The following is a 19,683-nucleotide window of genomic DNA, read 5'->3' as shown; positions in this document are numbered from 1 at the left end:
TTCGACAGCAGGGTGGATCTCAGGGACGGGGCGCCTGGGCGGTGGAACCCCGCACCACCAGCTCGGGTTCGAACAGCAGCTCGTCGGGGGCCACCACGCTGCCGCTGATCTGCGCGTTGAGCAGTTCCACGGCCGCCTTGCCCATGGCCTCGATCGGCTGCCGGACGGTGGTGAGGGGCGGCTCGGTGCAGTTCATGAGCGCCGAGTCGTCGTATCCGACGACCGAGATCTGTCCGGGCACGTCGAGCCCCTTGCGGCGGGCGGCCCGTACGGCACCGAGGGCGAGGGGGTCGCTGGCGCAGATGAAGCCGGTGACGCCCCGTTCGATGAGCCGGGAGGCGGCGGCGTGACCGCCCTCGATGGAGAACATCGCCCGGGCCACGTGCTCCTCGGGCACCTCGCCGGCGACGGCACGGGCGGCGGCCAGCTTGCGCGCGGACGGCACGTGGTCACCGGGGCCCAGCACCAGCCCGATGCGCTCGTGGCCGAGCGAGGCCAGGTGCCGCCAGGCCTGCTCCACGGCCACGGCGTCGTCGCACGAGACGGCCGGGAAACCGAGGTGCTCGATGGCCGCGTTGACGAGGACGACCGGGATGTTGCGCTCGGCGAGCCGCCGGTAGTGGTCGTGGGGCGCGTCGGCCTGCGCGTAGAGGCCGCCGGCGAACACCACGCCGGAGACCTGCTGCTGGAGCAGCAGGTCCACGTAGTCCGCCTCGGAGACGCCGCCCCGGGTCTGGGTGCACAGCACCGGCGTGAGCCCGAGCTGGGCCAGTGCGCCGCCGATGACCTCCGCGAAGGCGGGGAAGATCGGGTTCTGCAGCTCGGGCAGGACCAGGCCGACCAGCCGGGCGCGCTCGCCGCGCAGCTGGGTCGGCCGCTCGTAGCCGAGCACGTCCAGGGCGGACAGCACCGCCTGCCGGGTCGCGTCGGAGACCCCGGGCTTGCCGTTGAGCACCCGGCTGACCGTGGCCTCGCTGACCCCGACCTTCTTCGCCACCACAGCAAGTCGTCGCGTCATGACCGCAAGAATAGCGCAAGGAATGAAAGCGGCTTGCGCTCTGGTGCAAAAGATCGGTCAGGGGCCTGCCCAGAGTCCCCGGACGTGCCCCAGGTGGCGGGTCATCACGGCCCGTACGGTCTCCAAGTCCCGGGCGAGCAACGCGTCGAGCATCTCCAGGTGCTCCTCGGCCGACTCCCGCAGCCGCCCCTGCTCCACCAGCGCCGTCAGCCCGTAGAGCCGGGCGCGCCGGCGCAGGTCCCGGACGACCTCGACGAGGTGTGCGTTGCCGGCCAGCGCCAGCAGCCCCAGGTGGAAGCGCTGGTCGGCCTCGACGTACGCGATGAGGTCACCGGCCGCGGCGGCGGTGACGATCTCCCCGGCGACCGGGCGCAGCGCCTCCAGGGCCACCGGGTCGGCGGTGGCGGCCAGTTCCGCGGTCGTCGGGATCTCGATCAGGGACCGGACGTGGGTGTACTCGTCGAGCTGCCGGTCGGAGACGGCGGTGACCCGGAACCCCTTGTTGGGCAGCGTGTCGACCAGCCCCTCCCGTGCGAGGTCGAGCATCGCCTCGCGCACGGGGGTGGCGGAGACGCCGAAGCGGGCGGCAAGCCCGGGTGCCGAGTGGACCTCGCCGGGCCGCAGCTCGCCCGCGATCAGCGCGGCCCGCAGGGCGTCCGCGACCCGCTCGCGGTAGCTGGGCCCGCGGCCGCCCAGGTCCTTGAGGGTGTTCACAGGACGAACCCCTCCGGGAACGGGTCGCCCGGGTCCAGCAGGTACTGCGCGGTGCCCGTGATCCAGGCCCGCCCGGTGAAGCTGGGCAGTACGGCCGGGTGTCCGGCCACCTCCGTCGTGCCGAGCAGCCGCCCGGTGAACCGGGTGCCGATGAACGACTCGTTCACGAACTCGCTGCGCAGCGGGAGTTCGCCGCGGGCGTGCAGCTGGGCCATGCGGGCGCTGGTGCCGGTGCCGCAGGGCGAGCGGTCGAACCAGCCGGGGTGGATGACCATGGCGTGCCGGGAGTGGCGGGCGGTGGAGTCGGGTGCGGTCACCTGGACATGGTGACAGCCGCGGATGGTCGGGTCCCCGGGGTGCACCGGTTCACCCCCGTCGTTGACCGCCTCCATGAGGGAGAGGCCCGCGGCGAGGATGTCGTCCTTGCGCGACCGGTCGAAGGGCAGCCCGAGCCGGTCCAGGGGAAGGATGGCGTAGAAGTTGCCGCCGAAGGCCAGGTCGTACGTGACCGTCCGCCCGTCCGGCAGCGTCGCCTCCCGGTCGAGGGCGACGGCGAAGGACGGGACGTTGCGCAGGGTCACGGCCGTGGCGGCGCCGTCCCGCACGGCCACTTCGGCCACGACGACCCCGGCGGGGGTGTCCAGGCGGATGGTGGTCACCGGCTCGACGGCCTCGACCATGCCCGTCTCGACGAGGACGGTCGCCACGCCGATCGTGCCGTGACCGCACATCGGGAGGTAGCCCGACACCTCGATGTAGACGACGCCCCAGTCGCAGTCGGGCCGGGCCGGCGGTTGGAGCACCGCGCCGCTCATCGCCGCGTGCCCGCGCGGTTCGTTCATCAGCAACCTTTTGAGGCCGTCGCGGTGTTCGCGGAAGTACAGGCGGCGCTCGTTCATGGTCGCGCCGGGGAGCGTGCCGATGCCGCCGGTGATCACCCGGGTCGGCATGCCCTCGGTGTGCGAGTCGACGGCGTGCAGGACGAGTTTGCTGCGCATACGGGCTCCTCTACGCCAGTCCGGCCGCGACGGCCTTCTCGGTGGCGGCGCGGACGGCCGCCTCCTGGGCGGGGTCCAGCGGGACGCGGGGCGGGCGGCAGGGGCCGCCGTGACGTCCGACGACGTCCATGGAGTACTTGATGGCCTGGACGAACTCCACGCGCGAGTCCCAGCGGAGCAGGGGATGAAGCTGCCGGTAGAGCGGCAGTGCGGTGGCGAGGTCGCCTCCGGTGGCGGCACGGTAGAGCTCCACGCAGGAGCGGGGCAGCGCGTTCGGGTAGCCGGCCACCCAGCCCTTGGCCCCGGCGACGGCGAGTTCCAGCAGGACATCGTCCGCACCGGCCAACAAGTCCAGCTCGGGCGCCAGTTCGGCGATCCGGTAGGCGCGGCGGACGTCTCCGGAGAACTCCTTGACGGCGTGGACGTACCCCTCGCCGTGCAGCCGCGCGAGCAGGTCGGGCACGAGGTCGACCTTGGTGTCGACGGGGTTGTTGTAGGCGACGACCGGCAGCCCCGCCCGGGCGACCTCGGCGTAGTGGGAGAGGACGGAACGCTCGTCGGCCCGGTAGGCGTTGGGCGGCAGCAGCATCACGGCCCGGCAGCCCGCCTCGGCGGCCTGCTCGGTCCAGCGCCGGGCCTCGGCGGAGCCGTAGGCGGCGACTCCCGGCATGACGCGTTCCCCGCCGACCGCCGCGACGGCCGTCTCGACGACCCGCGCCCGCTCCTGCGGGGTGAGTACCTGGTACTCGCCCAGGGAGCCGTTCGGTACGACGCCGTCGCAACCGTTCTCCACCAGCCAGGCGCAGTGTTCGGCGTAGCGCTCGTGGTTCACGGAGAGGTCGTCGTCGAGCGGCAGTGCGGTGGCGACGAGGACGCCGCGCCAGGGACGGTGGTCGGTCATGAGGGTCCTTCCTCGGTCCGGTCTTCGTACGCGCGGTGCTCTTCCTTCTCGCGGTGCTTTTCGTGTTCGCGGTGCACTTCGCGGTCGCGGTGCTCTTCGTGCTCGCGGTGCGCGTCGGCGAGTACGCCCAGGGGGACGGGACGGGCCAACAGCCGTCCGGACGGGGCGGACGCGCACCCGGTGAGGCCGGCGACGGCCGGTCCGCACATCCGTCCCTGGCACCAGCCCATCCCGGCCCGGCTGAGCAGCTTGACGGTGCGGGTGTCCCCGGCGCCGAGGGAGACGGCCTCGCGGACGGCGCCCGCCGTGACCTCCTCGCAGCGGCAGATCACGGTGTCGTCGGTGACCCGGTCGGTCCAGCGGGCGGGTGGGGCGTAGGCGGAGTCGAGGGCGGCCGCGGCACCGCGCATCCGGGCGCGGACCCGGCCGGCGGGTGCCCACTCCCCCGGGTCCGGCGCCGTGCCGCGCAGCCGGGCGGCGATCGAGCGCCCCGCGATGTGGCCTTCGGCGAGGGCGTGAGCCGCGCCGCCGACGCCGGTGGACTCGCCCGCGGCCCAGACGCCGGGCACGTCGGTGCGCTGTTCGGCGTCGACGGCCACGGCGTGTCCGCCGAGCCGGCAGCCGAGGCCTTCGGCGAGGTCGGTGTGCGGGAGTATGCCGTGCCCCACCGCGAGGGTGTCGCAGGGCAGCCGGCGTTCGGTGCCGGGGCGGACGCTGCCGTGTTCGTCGAGGGCGGCGACGGTGACACCGGTCAGGCGGTCTCCCCCACTCCCTGCCCCGCTCGCACCGTGGGCGCGGACGACGGTGTGGCGGGCGAGGAACGGGACGCGGTGCCGCAGCAGCCGGGCCGCGTATCCGGCGCCCTCGGGCAGCTTGCCGGCGAGCGCACCGGCGTGCCGCAGCAGACGTCGGGGGCCGGTGGACTCCACCAGTGCGGCGACCGGCACGCCCGCCGCCGCGAGGGCGGTCGCCACCGGCAGCAGCAGCGGTCCGGTGCCGGCGACGACGGCGGTACCGCCGGGGACGACGAGGCCGCCCTTGAGCATGGCCTGCGCACCGCCCGCAGTCACGACGCCGGGCAGGGTCCAGCCGGGGAAGGGCAGGACGGTCTCGTAGCCGCCGGTGGCCAGGAGCACGGCGGTGGCGCGCACCTCGACGGACCGCTCCTGTTCCGGGCCGGGCAGCGCGTGCACGGTCAGCCCGCCGGACTCCCGCTCCACGCACCACACATGGTGTTCCGTCAGGACGCGGACGGTACTCGCGGCGAGTCCGTCCCGCAGGCGGGTCCAGGCGCGCCACCGGTGGTGCAGGGCCTGCGGGCGGCGCGCGCGGAGTGCGGGTGCGGGCTGCCGGTAGAACTGCCCGCCCGGCTCCGGCGCCGCGTCGACGAGGACGACCCGCACGCCGCGCGCGGACGCCGCGAGGGCCGCGGCGAGTCCCGCCGGGCCGGCGCCGATCACCACGAGGTCAGTGCGCACGGCCCGTCCCCTCCTCGGTGCGGATCACGTCGCCGGGGCGCGCCGGCACCAGACAGGCCCGTTGACCGGGGCGGTCGTTGACGGTCACCAGGCAGTCGAAGCACACCCCGATGCCGCAGAACACCCCGCGCGGGCGTCCGCCGCCCCGGGTGGTGCGCCAGGAGGTGATGCCCGCCGCCCACAGCACGGCGGCGACGGTGCGGCCGGGCAGCGCCTCGACCGGCCGTCCGTCGAAGGTGACCTCGAAGGCGGGTCCGGGCCGTGCTCCGGCCCGTTCCAGTGGGTTCACCGCTCGGTCTCCTTCGTCGGGCGGGGGAAACGGTCGGGCCGGAAGGGTGTGAGGTCCAGGTCCGGTGTCCGCCCGGTGAGCGCCTGGGCGATCAGCAGTCCGGTGCCGGTGGCCAGACCGATGCCGGCGCCCTCGTGACCGCAGGCGTGGAAGAGCCCCGGCGCCCGGGGGTCGGGGCCGATCGCGGGGAGGTGGTCGGGGAGGTACGGCCGGAAGCCCGCGTACGTCCGCAGGGCCCGCACGCGGGACAGGAACGGGAACAGGCGGGTCGCGCCGGCCGCCAACGCCCGTACGGCGGGGAGCGACAGGGACCGGTCGAAGCCGACCCGCTCCCGGGAGGCGCCGATCAGCACCGGCCCGGCGGCCGTCGCCTCCACCACCGGGGAGGTCTGCAGTGCCGCGGAGTCGCTGGCGACGTCGGCCACGTAGTCGGCGGCGTACACCTTGTGCCGGATGCGGGGCGGCAGTGGCTCGGTGACCAGGACGAATCCGCGTCTGGGCAGGACGGGCAGGAACACCCCGGCGCGGTCGGCGAGTTCGCCGCCCCAGGTGCCGGCGGCGTTGACGACGGCGGGGGCGTGGAGGTCGCCGCGGTCGGTGCGCACGCCGCGGACCGAGCCGTCGGGGGCGCGCAGCACCCGGGTCACCTCCCGGCCGGTGAGCAGTCGGGCCCCGGAGGCGCGCAGCAGGTGGGCGGCGGCGAGCGCGGGCATGACCTGGGCGTCCTGCGGATAGTACACGGCGCCCGCGAGGCCGGACGCCAGCCGGGGTTCGAGGTCGTGCAGCCGGCCGGCGGGGACGGGGTCGGCCGTCACCCCGGCGGCCCGCTGGGCATCGGCGAACGTCCGCAGCTTGTCGAGGACTTCGGGCGTCTCGGCGACGACGAGGCCGCCCTTGGCCTCGTACTCCACCGCCGCGCCCAGTTCCCGTGCCTCCCGCGCCCACAGCCGCGTGGACAGCAGGGCGAGGTCCAGTTCGGGTCCGGGGGTCTTGTCGGAGACGAGGAGGTTTCCCTCGCCCGCTCCGGTCGTCCCGCCGGCCACGTGTCCCCGGTCCACGACCGTCACCTCGAGGCCCGCCCGGGCCGCGTACAAGGCGCAGGCGGCGCCTGCCATTCCGGCGCCCACTACCACGACATCGCAGGTCAGCGGCTCGCTCACGTCAGTACTATGTCACACAGCACACCGGCTGGGAACAGTGCGAACCGGGTCGGCGGAGGGCGGTCCGGCCCGGCGGAGGGCGGTTCAGTCGGCGGCGTGGACCACGCGCAGGTGGGAGGCGGCCCGGTGGGACCTGCGGTGCCGGGCCGGGGCGCGGCGGGTCTCGCGCAGGACGAGGGTCAGCCGGGTGCAGCCCATGTCCTGGAGGGTGACGGTGGTTTCGACGACGATGCGGCAGTCCGTGGCGCCCCAGCGGGGATCGGGGTGCAGCAGGGGACGTACGGCGCCGTCGTGTTCGGCGGCCCGCGCGCCGACGGTGCGCAGCCAGTGCGGCAGTCCGTGCCGGTAGGCGGCCTCCATGATCGGGTCCTGGGCGATGTCGCGGCGGATCGCCTGCAGGCCGTGGTCGTGGCCGTGTCGCTCGACCGTGTCGGCGAAGTGGGCCAGCATCGGCAGGCACCAGCTCGACTCGTGGTCGCCGAGGACCGTGGCGGCGTCCGGGTGGAAGAGGACGAACCGGAGGAAGTTGTCGGCGGGCAGCGCCGTGGGGTGCGGCTCCACACCCTGGAAAAGAGTCCGGAAAGCACTGTTGGTGAGCAGCACGTCCCAGCGGTGGTCCAGTACCAGGGAGGGGAAGGGGGACGCCTCCAGCAGAGCCGCGTAGTCCCGCAGATAGGCCTGGGCCCCGGGGGTCCCGGGGCCGGGCCGCGGCGCCGGCCGCTGCCCTTCTGCCTGAAATGCCATCGGGAGGTCACCCCTCTTGCCCGTGCGGCCCTGACGCGGGTCCCGATCCTGCTGCCCGGACGTACGGCATGTCAACTATCGTGGCATTCCACGACGGTTGACGGCCGAAATTGGCCACAGTTGTGGCGAGACCTGGATGTGAGTTCGAACCACCGGCTAGTCTCCGTGAAGTTCACGGCAATCGCTTGTGAGAAGCCTGTGAGAGACGTAGGAGATCTTTCGGTGACGGGTGGCTTCGAGGGTCCGGACACCGCGCCGACGGCCGCGCTGCCGGCTGTCGTCGCCCGCGTCACCGCACTCGCCGACCGGCTCGACGTGGCGCACGCCGAGGTGTTCGACGTCGGCCGGCTGTCCGTCGCCTCCGGTGTCCCGGAGCCCGTGGTCAAGGCGCTGCTCGGCGGCCGGAGCGCGGGTGAGCCCGATGTGCAGGCGCGGTTCCTGCAGCGGCTGGACCTGCTGCGCCGCACCCGGCTGAAGCCGAACGGCCGCAAGTACACGCAACAGGAGATCGCCGACGGTGCGGGCATGTCCCGCCAGCAGGCCGGCGCGCTGATCAACGGCGACCGGCGGCCCACCATGGAGCACTGCGACGCCATCCAGCGGTTCTTCCGGGTGCACGCGGGTTTCCTCACCGCCGAGGACCCCGAAGCCCTCACCAGCGCGCTCCAGCACACGGAACAGGAACTGCTGCAGAAGCTCGCCGACCGTGAGCGGGAGGCGGCGGCGGGAACCGACGACCCCCTGGAACGGCTGCTGCAGGACCACGGGGTGCGCGGGATCGCCTGGCGGGCCGCGCAGCTGCCCACCGACCAGCACCGCGACAAGGTCGCGGAGTGGCTGGACATGCTCCTGGAAAGCGTCCAGCGGCCCAAGTCGTGAGCGGGGAGAGCTGTGGGCATCGGTAGGGAAATGCGCCGTCTGTGCGCCGAGTTGGTCGCGGAGCTGACGCTTCCCGTCCCGGCGCGGCCCGCCGATCTGTACGCCGCCCTGTGCGAGGGGATGAGCCGGCGCCGTGGCCGGCCCGTGCTGTTCCGCACGGCCGCCTTCCCGCCGGGGACGGCGAGCGGGCTGTGGCTCGACATGGCGGAGCAGGACCTCGTGGTGATCGAGGAACGCACCGCGCCCGACCACCAGTTGGTCATCCTCGGCCATGAACTGTGGCACATGAAGGCGGGCCACTGCGGCAGTCACGTCGCGGGGGCCGAGGTCGCGACGCGGTTCATGGGTGCGGTGCCGGACGAGGAGGCGTTGCGGGCGACCGTTCTGAGGGTCGCCGCCCGTACCCGTTTCGACCTCGCCGAGGAGAAGGAGGCCGAGGCGTTCGGCCTGCTGCTGGCCAGCAGGTGCCGCACGCTGCTGTCCGGTTCGGCGCTGCGCGGGCCGGTGCAGCGGGATCACCTGGCGGGCCGGATCGGGGCGTCACTGGGGTACCTGGGTCCGCGGAGCTGAGCGGCGCGCCCCGGCGCGCGAGCCCCGCCGGCCGGGCGAACGGGCCACGGGCGCGGCCCGATTGTCAGTGGTGGGCGGCAAGCTGGAGGCGCGCCCCCTCAGTGTGCGGGGCGTGGTACCGACGACCACGACACGGGGAGAGCCGAGCGATGCCCACCGCCGTACTGACCGACCGCGAGCGCACCGCCGTCCAGGCCTATCTGCGGCTGCTGCACACCGTGCGCGCCGCCTTCGACACCCGGCCCGGCCCGGCGGGCACACCCGGGCCGCCGCTCGTTCCGCCCGCCGTGCTCGCAGAGGCGGAAGCAGCCCTGGCGCGGGCCGGTCTGACGGGCAACGAGGAGCAGTTCTTCCGCATGCTGCGCGACTGGCAGCCCGAGCGGTAACCCGGCCGGACCGGGGCGTGCGGGCCCGCGACCGCCCACCATTCCCACGGCCCTCACGCCCCACCCCGGAAACCGGCGCCAACACCCACCCCCCAGGGGCGCGGGGAACTGCGCGACCAGCCCCCACCCACCCTCAGCGATTCCGCACCCCCGCCCGGGAACCGGCGCCAACACCCACTCCCCAGGGGCGCGGGGAACTGCGCGACCAGCCCCCACCCACCCGCAGCCGCGGCCATCACCCCCGGCGGCGCCACCCCTCACGGCTCAGGAACCGGCGGAGCCACCCTCACGCGTGCGGCACCGCGACAGCCGTCGTGAGCAGACCGCCCCCGGCGGCCCACCGCCCGCTGAAGTGACTCACACGGCGCCCGCCCACGAGCGGTCCGGGCACGAGGAGGGCGGCGCGGAAGCCGCCCCGGGCGGGTTCGCCGTCGTCGGTGAAGAGGTCGATGTCGGCCTCCCCGAAGTCCAGCCACTCCCCGGTGAGCGGGAACCACGCCTTGTACACCGCCTCCTTGGCGCTGAACAGCAGCCGGTCCCAGTGCACCGCGGGCACGTCCCCGGCCAGCGCGGCGATCCGCCCGGCCTCCTGGGGCAGGGCCACGGAGCGCAGCACGCCCTCGGGCAGCGGCGCGTGCGGCTCGGCGTCGATACCGACGGACGCCAGGTCCCCGGCACGGACCAGTGCGGCGGCGCAGTAGCCCTGGCAGTGGGTCATGCTGCCCGCCAGGCCCCGGGGCCAGATGGGGGCGCCACGCTCACCGGGCAGCACGGCCCGCGGCGGCACACCCAGTTTCTCCATGGCGCGGCGGGCGCAGGAGCGTACGGCGGTGAACTCCCGGCGGCGTTTGAGGACGGCCCGCCGGATCAGCGTCTCCTCCTCCGGGTACAGCGGGGCGTCGACGCCCTCGTCGCCGTACGCCTCCACGGTGACCACCGTCTGCGGCAGCAGCTCCCCGATCACCGTCCGCCGTCCCCGGGTTCCGCGGGCAGGATCCGCCGGAGCCGGCCCGGGGGCCGCTCCCGCTTGCGCCACTCGCGCGGGTAGCCGACCGACACCTCTTCGAAGCGGATCCCGTCCTGCCAGGTGGTCCTGGGGATGTGCAGGTGGCCGTAGACCATGGTGCGGACGGGGAATCTGCGGTGCCAGTCGTCGGTGAGTACGGTGCCGCACCACATGGCGAACTCGGGGTGCCAGAGCACCTCCGTGGGATGGCGGTGCAGCGGGTAGTGGTTGACCAGGACCAGCGGCAGGCCGTCCGGCACTTCGGCGAGCCGGCGCTCCGTCTCGGCGACCCGGGCCCGGCACCAGTCCTCACGGGTCGGGTACGGGTCGGGGTGCAGCAGGTGTTCGTCGGTGCAGACGATCCCGGTGCCGTGCGCGTACTCCAGCCCTTCGTCCTTGGTGGCGCAGCCGGACGGCAGGAACGTGTAGTCGTACAGCAGGAAGAGGGGGGCCACGACGGCCGGGCCGCCGGGGCCCTCCCAGAGGGGGTAGGGGTCCTCGGGCGTGAGCACTCCGAGGTCGCGGCACTGCTCGACCAGGTGGTCGTAGCGGGCGACACCGCGCAGCGTGACCGCGTCGCTCGGGTGGGTCCACAGCTCGTGGTTGCCGGGTACCCAGACGACTTGGGCGAACCGGCCGGCGAGGGTCTTGAGGGCCCAGCGGATGTCCTCCACGGTCTCCGCCACGTCACCGGCGACCAACAGCCAGTCCTCGTCCGACGCGGGCCGCATCGCTTCGACCAGGGCACGGTTCTCGGCGTAGCCGATGTGCAGGTCGCTGATGGCCCAGAGCTGTCCGCCGCCGTGCGTCCCCGGCATCCCCGTCGTCCCTTCAGCCGTCACCGAACGTCCCCACGAGATCACATCCGAGGCGCCGGAACAAGCAACAACCCGCTGCCTCCCGTGGTATCGGGCCCTCCTCCGAAGCCGTATGATCGCCCCGACACCACCGCCGTGAAGCGCCCTTCGCACAGGGCGGTTTGGTGACCCCTCTACGTCTTGCCCGGGCAACGGGCCGCTGCGCCCTGCCCGCGAACCGTGAAAGGCGGCCCGCATGGTCTCTCGCGTACGCGTCTGGCTCAACCGCACGTACGCGGAGAACGTGTTCTTCATGGATCAGCTGAGGCGGAATCCCGCCGGCCGCGCCGTCGAGATCCATGCCACGCACGGCGACCCCGACTCGCCGGTGCTGGCCGCCGCCGACACCGCCGAACCGGAGCCCGAGGGGCTGACCCCGGCGGCGTACGTCGAGTACGCGCTCACCCAGTGCCGGCGGCGCGGCATCGATGTGTTCGTGCCGCGGCTGCACCAGTCGGCGATCGTGAAGCACCGCGCCGATTTCGAGGCCGTGGGTACGGCGCTGCTGGCGCCGCCGCCGCAGGCGGTGGCGGTGTTCCTGGACAAGGTGGTCGCCTATGAGGCGGTCCAGGCGATCGGGGTGCCCGTGCCACCGTGGTGGCGGGTGCGGAGTGCGGACGAACTCCTGTCGGCCGTGGAGGAGTTGGAGGGCGCCGGACACCGCGCGTGCTTCAAGCCTGCGTCCGGCGCGGGCGGGGTTGGTTTCCGTGTGATCACGCGCGATCGTTTCTCGCTGGCGCAGCTGAGCGGCTTCCCCAGTCCTTACGTGCCGCTCGGCCTGGCGCTGGACGCGGTGCGGGACGCCGAGGAGCCGGTGGACTGGCTGGTGATGCCGCGCCTCGAACAGCCCGAGGTGTCGGTGGACTGTCTGACCGGACCCGACAACCGGATCCGGCTGGCCGTGGGGCGCACCAAGAACGGACGGCGCCGGGGCTTCACCCTGCACGAGCAGTGGCTGGAGCCGGCCCGGCGGATCGCGGAGGGCTTCGGCCTGCACCACCTGTCGAACATCCAGTTCCGCATGTTCGGCGACCGGCCCGTCCTCATGGACGTCAACACGCGGCCGGCGGGCGGGCTGCACCAGCTGTCGCTGTGCGGGGTGAACGCCCCGTGGGCCGCGGTACGGCTGGCGCTGGGCGACGACCCGGGCGAGATGACGCCGCCGTACCTGGGGCCGGACTACTCCGTGGTGTCCGGTCCGCGCCCGCTGCTGCCGGTGGTGCTGCCGCAGCAGCGGGGCGAGGTGCCCTCGTCCGCGCTCCGTGCCGTGCCCGCTCCGGCGGTGCCCGTGGAGCGGAGGACGGCGACCGGGGCACGCCCGTAGAAAAAATTCCGGGAATTTTCCGCCGGGGGTGTATCAGGGGCCGGGTCCGGGGCTCTTGATGGTGTCGGCGACTTGGGGAAGCCGCCGGGGGGAAGCACGGGGGAACGGGGGGCTCGGGTCGGTCGGCCGCTGTCACGGGGGGCGACCGGCCGGCCCGAAGCTATCGGAGGTGGGCGAGGCCGGGGTGGACGGCGGTGTAGCCGTCGACGAGACGGCGGGCGACGCTCACGGAGTCGACGAGCGGGTGCAGGGCGAAGGCCCTGACCGCCTTCGCGCGGGAGCCCGCCCGGGAGGCGGCCAGCACCTCGCGTTCCACGGCCTTGACGGCACAGACCAGTCCGACGGCGTGCCCGGGCAGCGGATCGACGGCGACGGGGTGCGCGCCGTTGGCGTCCACCAGGCAGGGCACCTCGATCACGGCCTCCGCGTCCAGTGGTGACAGGGTGCCGCGGTTGGGGACGTTGAGGATCAGGGTGGTGCGCTCGTCGCGGGCGATCGCCCGCATCAGGGCGAGGGCCACCTTCTCGTAGCCGCCGGAGAGGTCGTCGGCCTCGCGTTCGCCCGCGCCGGCGGCCTCCCTGTTCTCCGCCATGTAGGTGGCCTCGCGTTCGGCACGGGTCCGGTCCCACAGGCCCAGGGCGGACACCTCGGGGTCGCGGGTCCCGGCGTAGAAACGGGCCTGCTGGTCGTGCAGGAAGGCGCCCCGGGTCAGCTCGGCCTGCCGGTGGGCGTCCACCGCCTCCCGGTTGAAGTAGTAGTAGTGCAGGTACTCGTTGGGGACCGCGCCGAGGGACCTCAGCCAGTCGGCGCCGAAGAGCCTGCCCTCCTCGAAGGAGCCGAGCAGCGCCGGGTCGGCGAGCAGGCGCGGGAGCAGGTCGCGGCCGGCGACGCGCAGGCCGCGCACCCAGCCGAGGTGGTTGAGGCCGACGTAGTCGGTCCACGCCTCGCGCGGGTCCGCGCCGAGCACCCGGGCGATACGGCGGCCGAGGCCCACCGGTGAGTCGCAGATGCCGATGACGCGGTCGCCGAGGTGACGGGCCATGGCCTCGGTGACCAGTCCCGCCGGATTGGTGAAGTTGATGACCCAGGCGTCGGGGGCGAGGCGCGCCACCCGGCGGGCGATGTCCTCGGCGACGGGCACGGTGCGCAGGCCGTAGGCGATGCCGCCCGCGCCGACCGTCTCCTGGCCGAGCACGCCCTCCGCGAGGGCGACCCGTTCGTCGTCCGCCCTGCCCTCCAGACCGCCGACGCGGATCGCGGAGAAGACGAAGTCGGCGCCGCGCAGCGCCTCGTCGAGGCCGGTCGTCCAGGTCACCTCGGGGGCGTCGGGCACACCGGCGGCCTGTTCGGCCAGCACCCGGGCGATCGCGCGCAGCCGGGCGGCGTCCACGTCGTGCAGCACGACCCGGGTCACCCGCCCCTCCGCGTGGTCCCCGAGCAGCGCCCCGTACACCAGCGGCACCCGGAACCCTCCGCCGCCCAGAATCGTCAGCCTCACATCCGCACCCTTCCCACCACGACGAACGGGAACGACCCTACTCGCGGCGCGCTCACCGCGCGGGGCGTCGCGTCGGGGGACGCGCCGCCGGAGGGCCCCGCCGGCGTGACCGTCCGGTGCACGGCGCGGCGACGGGGCGCGGAAATCCCTCTCACCGGTGAGGACGCGCTTCCGGTCCCTCGTGATACTGGGACGGCCCCCGCCCCGAGGAGCCCGCTCATGTCCCTCCGGTCCGCGCTCACCCCGGTCGTCGCCCGCTGGCGCACGGCGAATCCGTACGCCCTCGACACGGCGCTCGCCGCGCTGGTGCTGTTCGCCGTCTCCCTGCAGTGGATCTTCCCGGACGAGGGGGACGATCCGCTGACCTGGCAGGGCTGGCTGCTGGGAGCGGCCACCGCCGTGCCGCTGATCTGGCGGCGGCGGGCGCCCTGCGCGACCGCGTGGGCCGTGTCGGTCGCCACCCCCGCGCAGGCGCTCCACCACGCGCCTCCGCCCGACGTCATGTACGGCGGGATGGTGGTTCTGTACACCCTGGCCGCCGTGGGCAAACCCTGGCAGCGCCGGATGATGCTCGCGGGGTGGGTGATCGGGGTCGTCACGACGATGCGTCACCAGGCGGAGCTGGCACCCTTCGAGTACGCCTTCCACCTGATGGGTCTCATCTGCGGCTACGCCCTGGGGATGCTCTACCGGGTGCAGCGCGCCTACACCACCGAACTGGAGGACCGGGCCCGCCGGCTGGAGCGGGAGCGGGCCGCGGACACCGCCCGGGCGAGGGCCGAGGAACGCTCCCGGATCGCCCGGGACATGCACGACATCCTGGCGCACGCCGTGAGCCTGATGGTGGTGCAGGCGGAGGCCGGCCCGGTGGTGGTGCGCAAGGACCCCGAGCGCGCCGAGGCCACGTTCGACACCATCGCGGCGACCGGCCGGGACGCGATGGTCCAACTGCGTAAGATCCTCGGTGTGTTGAAGGAGGAGCGGCCGGACGGCGAGGGCGTGCCGCGGCTGCCGCAGCCGAGCGTGACCGCCCTGCCCGCCCTGGTCGAGCGGGTGCGGGAGTCCACGGGGCTGCGGGCCGAGCTGCGCACCACGGGCGTGCCCCGCCCCCTGTCCTCGGACACCGAGGTGGCGGCCTACCGGGTGGTGCAGGAGGCGCTCACCAACACCGTGAAGCACGCCCGTGCCTCCCGCGCGGTGGTCGCACTGGACTGGGCGGAGGAGCGGATGACGGTGACCGTGACGGACGACGGGCGGGGCCCGTCCGCGCAGGCCGGCGGACACGGGCTGATCGGTATCCGGGAGCGGGCCGCGGCCTGCGGGGGCAGCGCGGAGACCGGTGCCGGTCCGGACGGCGGCTTCCGGGTCGTCGTACGGCTGCCGGTGGCCGCCGCCCGCGAGGGAGCCCTCGGGTGACCCTCCGGGTGGTCGTCGCCGACGACCAGGAGCTGGTCAGGGCCGGTTTCGGCATGATCCTCGACGCCCAGGACGACATCGAGGTGGTCGCCGAGGCCGGAGACGGCGCGGAGGCCGTCGAGGCGGTGCGCCGGCACCGTCCGGACGTGGCTCTGCTCGACATCCGCATGCCGGTGATGGACGGCCTGGAGGCGGCCCGCCGGGTGTGCGCCGAGTCGGCCTGCAAGGTGGTCATGCTGACCACCTTCGACCTGGACGAGTACGTGTACGAGGCGCTGTACGCGGGCGCCAGCGGCTTCCTCCTCAAGGACGTCCGCCGGGACGACCTCGTGCACGCGGTGCGGGTGGTGGCGGCCGGCGACTCGCTGCTCGCCCCGGCGGTGACACGGCGGCTGGTCGCGGACCTCGTGCGGCGCCGCGGGGAGGCGGCGGCCACGGACACCGCGGCGGCCCCGCAGCGCCTGGACGCGCTCACCGCACGCGAGGTGGAGACCCTGCGGCTGCTGGCGAGGGGACTGTCCAACGCGGAGATCGCCACGACCCTGTTCGTCAGCGAGCACACGGTCAAGACCCATGTGAGCAACGTGCTGGGCAAGCTGGCTCTCAGGGACAGGGTGCAGGCGGTGATCTGTGCGTACGAGACGGGGCTGATCACCCCCGGCTCCCCCTGAGGAGTGAGAGAGGGGCCCTTCTCCCCCGTACGGGCGAGGTCCGTATCCCGCTCCCTCCGGCGATCCGCCGACCCGCCGCGCAGCGGGAGGCTGAGGCGTGTCGACGAACCGTCACTCGCCGGGAGGGACCGTGCTTTCCGCACTCGCCCGGGCGGCCACCCGCCGCCCCTTGACCGTGATGCTCCTGTGGGGGCTCTTTCTGCTGCTGGGCTTCGGTCTGGGCACGGGCGTCTTCGCCCGGCTCTCCGACAACGTGCCCGAAGTGCCCGGTACCGAGTCGGAGTCGGCCGCCCGGTACCTGGACCGGGCCGACCCGGCGGGCGAGTCCATCACCGGCGTGGTCGCCGGCACCGCCGTCTCGGACCCCGGCCTGCGTGCCGAGGTCGAACGGGCCGTCGCCGACGTCCGCGAGGTCGCCGGGGTCGCCGCCGTACCGGATCCGTACACCACACCGGGTCTGACCGCCGAGGACGGCCGGGCGCTGATCGTCCCCGTCACGCTGGAGAGCGGACTGGACGACGACGCCGAGGAGCGCACCCTCGACGCGGCGGCCGACCGCATCCGGGAGATCGACGCGCCCGACGTCCATGTGAGCGGGGGTCCGCTGCTGGGGCTGCAGATCGCCGAGCGGGCCCAGGAGGACGTGAAGAACGCCGAGTTGATCTCCCTGCCGGTGGTTCTGGTGCTGCTGCTCGTGGTGTTCGGCGGGCTGCGCACGGCGCTGCTGCCGCTGATCGTCGCGGTCAGCGGCATCGCGGGGGCCTTCCTGGCGCTGTTCGCGTTCAGCGGGGTCACCGACATCTCGGTGTACGCGATCCAGCTGACGACCATGCTGGGGCTCGGACTGGCCGTGGACTACGCCCTGTTGATGCTGGTGCGGTTCCGGGAGGAACGCCGTCGCACCGAGGACGTCGTGGAGGCGGTGCACCGTACGGTCGCGGCGGCCGGGCGGACGGTGCTGTTCTCTGGGCTCACGGTCGCCGTCAGTCTGACCGGGCTGCTGGTGTTCCCCAGTGTGTTCCTGCGCAGCATGGGTCTCGCGGTCGCCGCCGTGGTCGTCATCGACATGCTGGCCGCGCTCACCCTGCTGCCCGCCATGCTCGCGCGGTTCGGCGGGCGGATCCCGCCGGCGAAGACGCCCGAGGGCGGCGAGGAGGGCCGGTTCTTCGCCCGCGTCGCCCGCTTCGCGGACCGGCGGAAGGCCGCCGTCCTGGCCGTGGTCGTCCCCGCGTTGCTGGTCCTTGCCGTGCCCGTGGCCGGCATGAGCATCGCCGTGGGGGACGCGCGGCAGCTCCCCGCGGACACCGAGGCCCGGCAGTTGCACGACACCGTGGGCGGGCACTTCCCGCCGGGCACCGGCGCCTCCCCGGTCACCGTCGTCGTCCGGCCCGGCACGGACGCGGCGACCGCCGACCGGATCCGGGCACTGTCCCCGGACGCCGGGACGCGTGAACTCCCGGGCGGGGTCCAGGTGATCGAGATCCCGCCGCCCGGCGCGTCCGACGGGGCGGAGGCGACCGCTCTGGTCGAGCGCGTACGGGAGACGCGCGGCGACGCACCGGTCGAGGTCACCGGTACGGCGGCCCGGCTGGTCGACTTCCGCGAGATGCTCGCGGAACGAGGGCCGTGGGCGGCGCTGACCGTGCTGGCCGGGATCTTCCTGCTGCTGTTCGCGTTCACCGGTTCCGTGCTGCTGCCGCTGCGCACCATCGCCACCACCCTGCTCAGTCTGGGCGCCGCGCTGGGTGTGGTGGTGTGGGTCTTCCAGGACGGGCACCTGGCGGGAATGCTGGGTGCGGAGGGTCTGGGCGCGCTCAGTCTGACCGCGCCGCCGCTGATCGTCGCGGTCGCGTTCGGGCTCGCCATGGACTACGAGCTGTTCATCCTGGCCCGGATGCGCGAGGCACGGCAGCGCACCGGCGACGACCGGGAGGCCGTGGTGACCGGGCTGCGCCGCTCCGGCCGGGTCGTGACCTGCGCGGCGCTGCTGCTCGCGGTGGTGTTCGCCGCCTTCATGACGGGAGGGTTCTCGCCCATCCTGCAGATCGGCCTCGGGCTCACGCTGGCCGTCCTCATCGACGCGACCGTCGTGCGGATGCTCCTGGTCCCGGCCACCATGGCCCTGCTCGGCCGCCGGGCCTGGTGGGCTCCGGCCCCACTGCGGCGGGTCCACGACCGCTTCGGACTGCGCGAGGAGAGCGGGGAGAGCGGGGAGGAGTCCCGGCCGCGGGTGCCGGCGGGGGTGTGAGGGACCGGCGGGGGCCCTGAGGACCCGCCGCGGAGGAGGGCTCCACGCGCCGGTGGAGCCCTCCTTCGCACGTCCGGCGCCACGCCCGGCGGGAGCCGGCCGCATGGCCGGGGCGGTTCCGCGGTACCCGTCGAGGTGTGCGCGGCCGCCGGACGTGCGCGAGCCCGCACACAAGAAGGGATCCATCAAAAAGTCATACTTTTATGAGGTGTCATCGATTCGAACGGTGTTCCCGGGCCGGCCCGTCCGGCGCCCCGAACGGACCAACGAGCCCGCGGTGGGTCCCACCGGCCCGCACGCCGTGCCGCCGCCGTGGCCGCAGCGGGGAATCACCTGCCGCCGCGCGCGGTTGACGCCCCCGCGAGGAAGAAGACGATCACTGTGAGTGGTGCGGACGCCCCGGGCACGGATGAGGCCGTCACCCGCGGGGACGGTGCGGTCCCGGGAGGCGCGCGGCACGACCGTACGGCGTACGACGAGGTGCACGGCGGCCCGCGCCGGCACCGCACGGGACGGTCCCGGGCCCGGTGGCCGGCGGCCCTCGCGGGAACCCACCGGGTGAAGGACCCCGCATACCGGGACACCCTGGAGGGAGAAGGGCCGGTCCCGCGCGGCACGTCACCGCGGGGTCCGGGGCCACGCCGAGGAGACGAGGGGGTGCGCCGGCCGGAGGACGGATGTGTGGCGGAACACGACGACGCCCGGCAGGAGCTGCTGGACGTAGTGACGAAGTCGCTCGACAGCAAGGGAGTTGACGCGGAATGACCGACGGGACGACCGAGCCGGGGAACGGACTCCCCGGCGTCCCCGGCGGGACGGCCGGGGACGCCGCGGAGGACCCGGCGACCTCGGCGACCGTGCCGGAGGAGCGGCAGGCACAGAACGGAGCGGAGGGCACGGCCGACGACCGGGCGGAGACGTCCACCGCCCTTCCCGCGCCCCCGGCCGGATGGCCCAACCCGCTGCGTGACCCGCGGGACCGCCGGCTCCCCCGGGTGGCCGGCCCCTCCGGTCTGGTCATCTTCGGGGTGACCGGCGACCTGTCCCGCCGGAAGCTGATGCCGGCCGTGTACGACCTCGCGAACCGAGGGCTGTTGCCGCCGGGCTTCTCGCTGGTCGGGTTCGCCCGACGCGACTGGGAGAACCAGGACTTCGCCGAGGTGGTGCACGACGCCGTCAAGGAGCACGCGCGCACCCCGTTCCGCGAGGAGGTGTGGCAGCAACTCTCGGAGGGCATGCGGTTCGTCCCGGGCGACTTCGACGACGACCAGGCGTTCGAGGAGCTGCGCAAGGCCGTCGACGAACTGGACGCCTCCCGGGGCACCAGCGGCAACCACGCCTTCTACCTCTCCGTGCCGCCGAAGTTTTTCCCCAAGGTGGTGCAGCAGCTCAAGAAACACGGGCTGACCGACGCCCCCGAGGGTTCCTGGCGGCGCGCGGTGATCGAGAAGCCGTTCGGGCACGACCTGAAGTCCGCCCGGGAGCTGAACGCGATCGTGCACGAGGTGTTCGACCCCGAGCAGGTC

General features: G+C 73.9%; 19 protein-coding genes. 8 read left to right on the top strand and 11 right to left on the bottom strand.

All coding sequences use genetic code 11. The annotated features are described in order from the left end of the window. Nucleotides 1-19 precede the first annotated feature (19 nt). The 8 genes from IE172_RS32170 to IE172_RS32135 form a co-directional block, all read right to left on the bottom strand. The gene (locus IE172_RS32170) at nucleotides 20-1,018 is read right to left on the bottom strand and encodes a LacI family DNA-binding transcriptional regulator (protein ID WP_190100886.1); all 999 of its coding nucleotides are present in this window, start codon (nucleotides 1,016-1,018) and stop codon (nucleotides 20-22) included. A gap of 57 nt (nucleotides 1,019-1,075) precedes the next feature. Continuing rightward, nucleotides 1,076-1,732, bottom strand: a complete 657-nt coding sequence (locus tag IE172_RS32165) for a GntR family transcriptional regulator (protein WP_190100885.1) — start codon at nucleotides 1,730-1,732, stop codon at nucleotides 1,076-1,078. After that, a complete protein-coding gene (locus IE172_RS32160; protein WP_190100884.1) occupies nucleotides 1,729-2,730 on the bottom strand; it encodes a proline racemase family protein in 1,002 nt (333 codons plus the stop codon). The genes IE172_RS32165 and IE172_RS32160 overlap by 4 nt, the downstream gene beginning before the upstream one ends. A 10-nt stretch (nucleotides 2,731-2,740) precedes the next feature. Further along, nucleotides 2,741-3,631 carry a dihydrodipicolinate synthase family protein gene (locus IE172_RS32155; protein ID WP_190100883.1) on the bottom strand — a complete coding sequence of 297 codons (891 nt, stop codon included), beginning with the start codon at nucleotides 3,629-3,631 and terminating at the stop codon, nucleotides 2,741-2,743. Continuing rightward, the gene (locus IE172_RS32150; RefSeq protein WP_190100882.1) at nucleotides 3,628-5,109 is read right to left on the bottom strand and encodes an FAD/NAD(P)-dependent oxidoreductase; all 1,482 of its coding nucleotides are present in this window, start codon (nucleotides 5,107-5,109) and stop codon (nucleotides 3,628-3,630) included. The genes IE172_RS32155 and IE172_RS32150 overlap by 4 nt, the downstream gene beginning before the upstream one ends. Further along, entirely contained in the window at nucleotides 5,099-5,398 is a 300-nt protein-coding gene (locus IE172_RS32145) for a (2Fe-2S)-binding protein (protein WP_190100881.1), read from the bottom strand. The genes IE172_RS32150 and IE172_RS32145 overlap by 11 nt, the downstream gene beginning before the upstream one ends. Next, on the bottom strand, nucleotides 5,395-6,558 hold the full coding sequence (locus IE172_RS32140) for an NAD(P)/FAD-dependent oxidoreductase (protein ID WP_190100880.1): 1,164 nt from the start codon (nucleotides 6,556-6,558) through the stop codon (nucleotides 5,395-5,397). Before IE172_RS32140 ends, IE172_RS32145 begins: the two co-directional genes overlap by 4 nt. Before the next feature lie 84 nt (nucleotides 6,559-6,642). Then, entirely contained in the window at nucleotides 6,643-7,302 is a 660-nt protein-coding gene (locus IE172_RS32135) for an MmyB family transcriptional regulator (protein WP_190100879.1), read from the bottom strand. A 222-nt stretch (nucleotides 7,303-7,524) separates the two neighbouring features. Between IE172_RS32135 and IE172_RS32130 the strand changes: the two genes are divergently transcribed. The 3 genes from IE172_RS32130 (at nucleotide 7,525) to IE172_RS32120 (ending at nucleotide 9,137) form a co-directional block, all read left to right on the top strand. Next, entirely contained in the window at nucleotides 7,525-8,181 is a 657-nt protein-coding gene (locus IE172_RS32130; RefSeq protein ID WP_190100878.1) for a helix-turn-helix domain-containing protein, read from the top strand. 30 nt (nucleotides 8,182-8,211) lie between these two features. Further along, complete coding sequence (locus IE172_RS32125) at nucleotides 8,212-8,751, top strand: toxin-antitoxin system, toxin component (protein ID WP_190100877.1); 540 nt, start codon at nucleotides 8,212-8,214, stop codon at nucleotides 8,749-8,751. A 149-nt stretch (nucleotides 8,752-8,900) separates the two neighbouring features. Beyond that, nucleotides 8,901-9,137, top strand: a complete 237-nt coding sequence (locus IE172_RS32120; protein ID WP_190100876.1) for a hypothetical protein — start codon at nucleotides 8,901-8,903, stop codon at nucleotides 9,135-9,137. A gap of 286 nt (nucleotides 9,138-9,423) precedes the next feature. Here IE172_RS32120 and IE172_RS32115 read toward each other — a convergent pair whose 3' ends face one another. Together IE172_RS32115 and IE172_RS32110 are read right to left on the bottom strand one after the other, a co-directional pair. Further along, nucleotides 9,424-10,101, bottom strand: coding sequence for a 4'-phosphopantetheinyl transferase family protein (locus tag IE172_RS32115; RefSeq protein ID WP_190100875.1), 678 nt, complete (start codon nucleotides 10,099-10,101; stop codon nucleotides 9,424-9,426). Next, on the bottom strand, nucleotides 10,098-10,961 hold the full coding sequence (locus IE172_RS32110; RefSeq protein ID WP_190100874.1) for a metallophosphoesterase family protein: 864 nt from the start codon (nucleotides 10,959-10,961) through the stop codon (nucleotides 10,098-10,100). The genes IE172_RS32115 and IE172_RS32110 overlap by 4 nt, the downstream gene beginning before the upstream one ends. Nucleotides 10,962-11,196: 235 nt before the next feature. On the opposite strand from IE172_RS32110, the gene IE172_RS32105 reads away from it, so the two are divergent. Continuing rightward, nucleotides 11,197-12,324: an ATP-grasp domain-containing protein gene (locus tag IE172_RS32105; protein ID WP_190100873.1), complete on the top strand. Its 1,128-nt coding sequence runs from the start codon at nucleotides 11,197-11,199 to the stop codon at nucleotides 12,322-12,324. 160 nt (nucleotides 12,325-12,484) lie between these two features. Here the strand turns inward: IE172_RS32105 and IE172_RS32100 are convergent, their stop codons facing one another. Further along, nucleotides 12,485-13,822 carry a 6-phospho-beta-glucosidase gene (locus tag IE172_RS32100; protein WP_190100872.1) on the bottom strand — a complete coding sequence of 446 codons (1,338 nt, stop codon included), beginning with the start codon at nucleotides 13,820-13,822 and terminating at the stop codon, nucleotides 12,485-12,487. Nucleotides 13,823-14,041: 219 nt separating this feature from the next. Here IE172_RS32100 and IE172_RS32095 point away from each other — a divergent pair, with 219 nt between their 5' ends. The 4 genes from IE172_RS32095 to IE172_RS34965 form a co-directional block, all read left to right on the top strand. Next, a complete protein-coding gene (locus tag IE172_RS32095) occupies nucleotides 14,042-15,238 on the top strand; it encodes a sensor histidine kinase (RefSeq protein ID WP_190100871.1) in 1,197 nt (398 codons plus the stop codon). After that, entirely contained in the window at nucleotides 15,235-15,909 is a 675-nt protein-coding gene (locus tag IE172_RS32090) for a response regulator (protein WP_190100870.1), read from the top strand. The genes IE172_RS32095 and IE172_RS32090 overlap by 4 nt, the downstream gene beginning before the upstream one ends. 130 nt (nucleotides 15,910-16,039) lie before the next feature. Beyond that, complete coding sequence (locus IE172_RS32085; RefSeq protein ID WP_190100869.1) at nucleotides 16,040-18,157, top strand: MMPL family transporter; 2,118 nt, start codon at nucleotides 16,040-16,042, stop codon at nucleotides 18,155-18,157. 761 nt (nucleotides 18,158-18,918) lie between these two features. Beyond that, nucleotides 18,919-19,683: glucose-6-phosphate dehydrogenase (locus tag IE172_RS34965; RefSeq protein ID WP_498067198.1), on the top strand; the 765-nt coding region annotated here is incomplete at its 3' end.

Source organism: Streptomyces griseoflavus (assembly GCF_014649995.1).
GTDB classification, from domain to species: Bacteria; Actinomycetota; Actinomycetes; order Streptomycetales; family Streptomycetaceae; genus Streptomyces; species Streptomyces griseoflavus.
The sequence above is the reverse complement of the archived record's forward strand: the minus strand, read 5'-3'. Positions and strand labels throughout refer to the sequence as shown.

Bases quoted from the DNA above. Each gene is read 5' to 3' on its own strand.
- IE172_RS32170 (WP_190100886.1), bottom strand. From the start codon at position 1,018: ATGACGCGACGACTTGCTGTGGTGGCGAAGAAGGTCGGGGTCAGCGAG.
- IE172_RS32160 (WP_190100884.1), bottom strand. From the start codon at position 2,730: ATGCGCAGCAAACTCGTCCTGCACGCCGTCGACTCGCACACCGAGGGC.
- IE172_RS32155 (WP_190100883.1), bottom strand. From the start codon at position 3,631: ATGACCGACCACCGTCCCTGGCGCGGCGTCCTCGTCGCCACCGCACTG.
- IE172_RS32135 (WP_190100879.1), bottom strand. From the start codon at position 7,302: ATGGCATTTCAGGCAGAAGGGCAGCGGCCGGCGCCGCGGCCCGGCCCC.
- IE172_RS32125 (WP_190100877.1), top strand. From the start codon at position 8,212: ATGCGCCGTCTGTGCGCCGAGTTGGTCGCGGAGCTGACGCTTCCCGTC.
- IE172_RS32120 (WP_190100876.1), top strand. From the start codon at position 8,901: ATGCCCACCGCCGTACTGACCGACCGCGAGCGCACCGCCGTCCAGGCC.
- IE172_RS32110 (WP_190100874.1), bottom strand. From the start codon at position 10,961: ATGCCGGGGACGCACGGCGGCGGACAGCTCTGGGCCATCAGCGACCTG.
- IE172_RS32105 (WP_190100873.1), top strand. From the start codon at position 11,197: ATGGTCTCTCGCGTACGCGTCTGGCTCAACCGCACGTACGCGGAGAAC.
- IE172_RS32095 (WP_190100871.1), top strand. From the start codon at position 14,042: ATGTCCCTCCGGTCCGCGCTCACCCCGGTCGTCGCCCGCTGGCGCACG.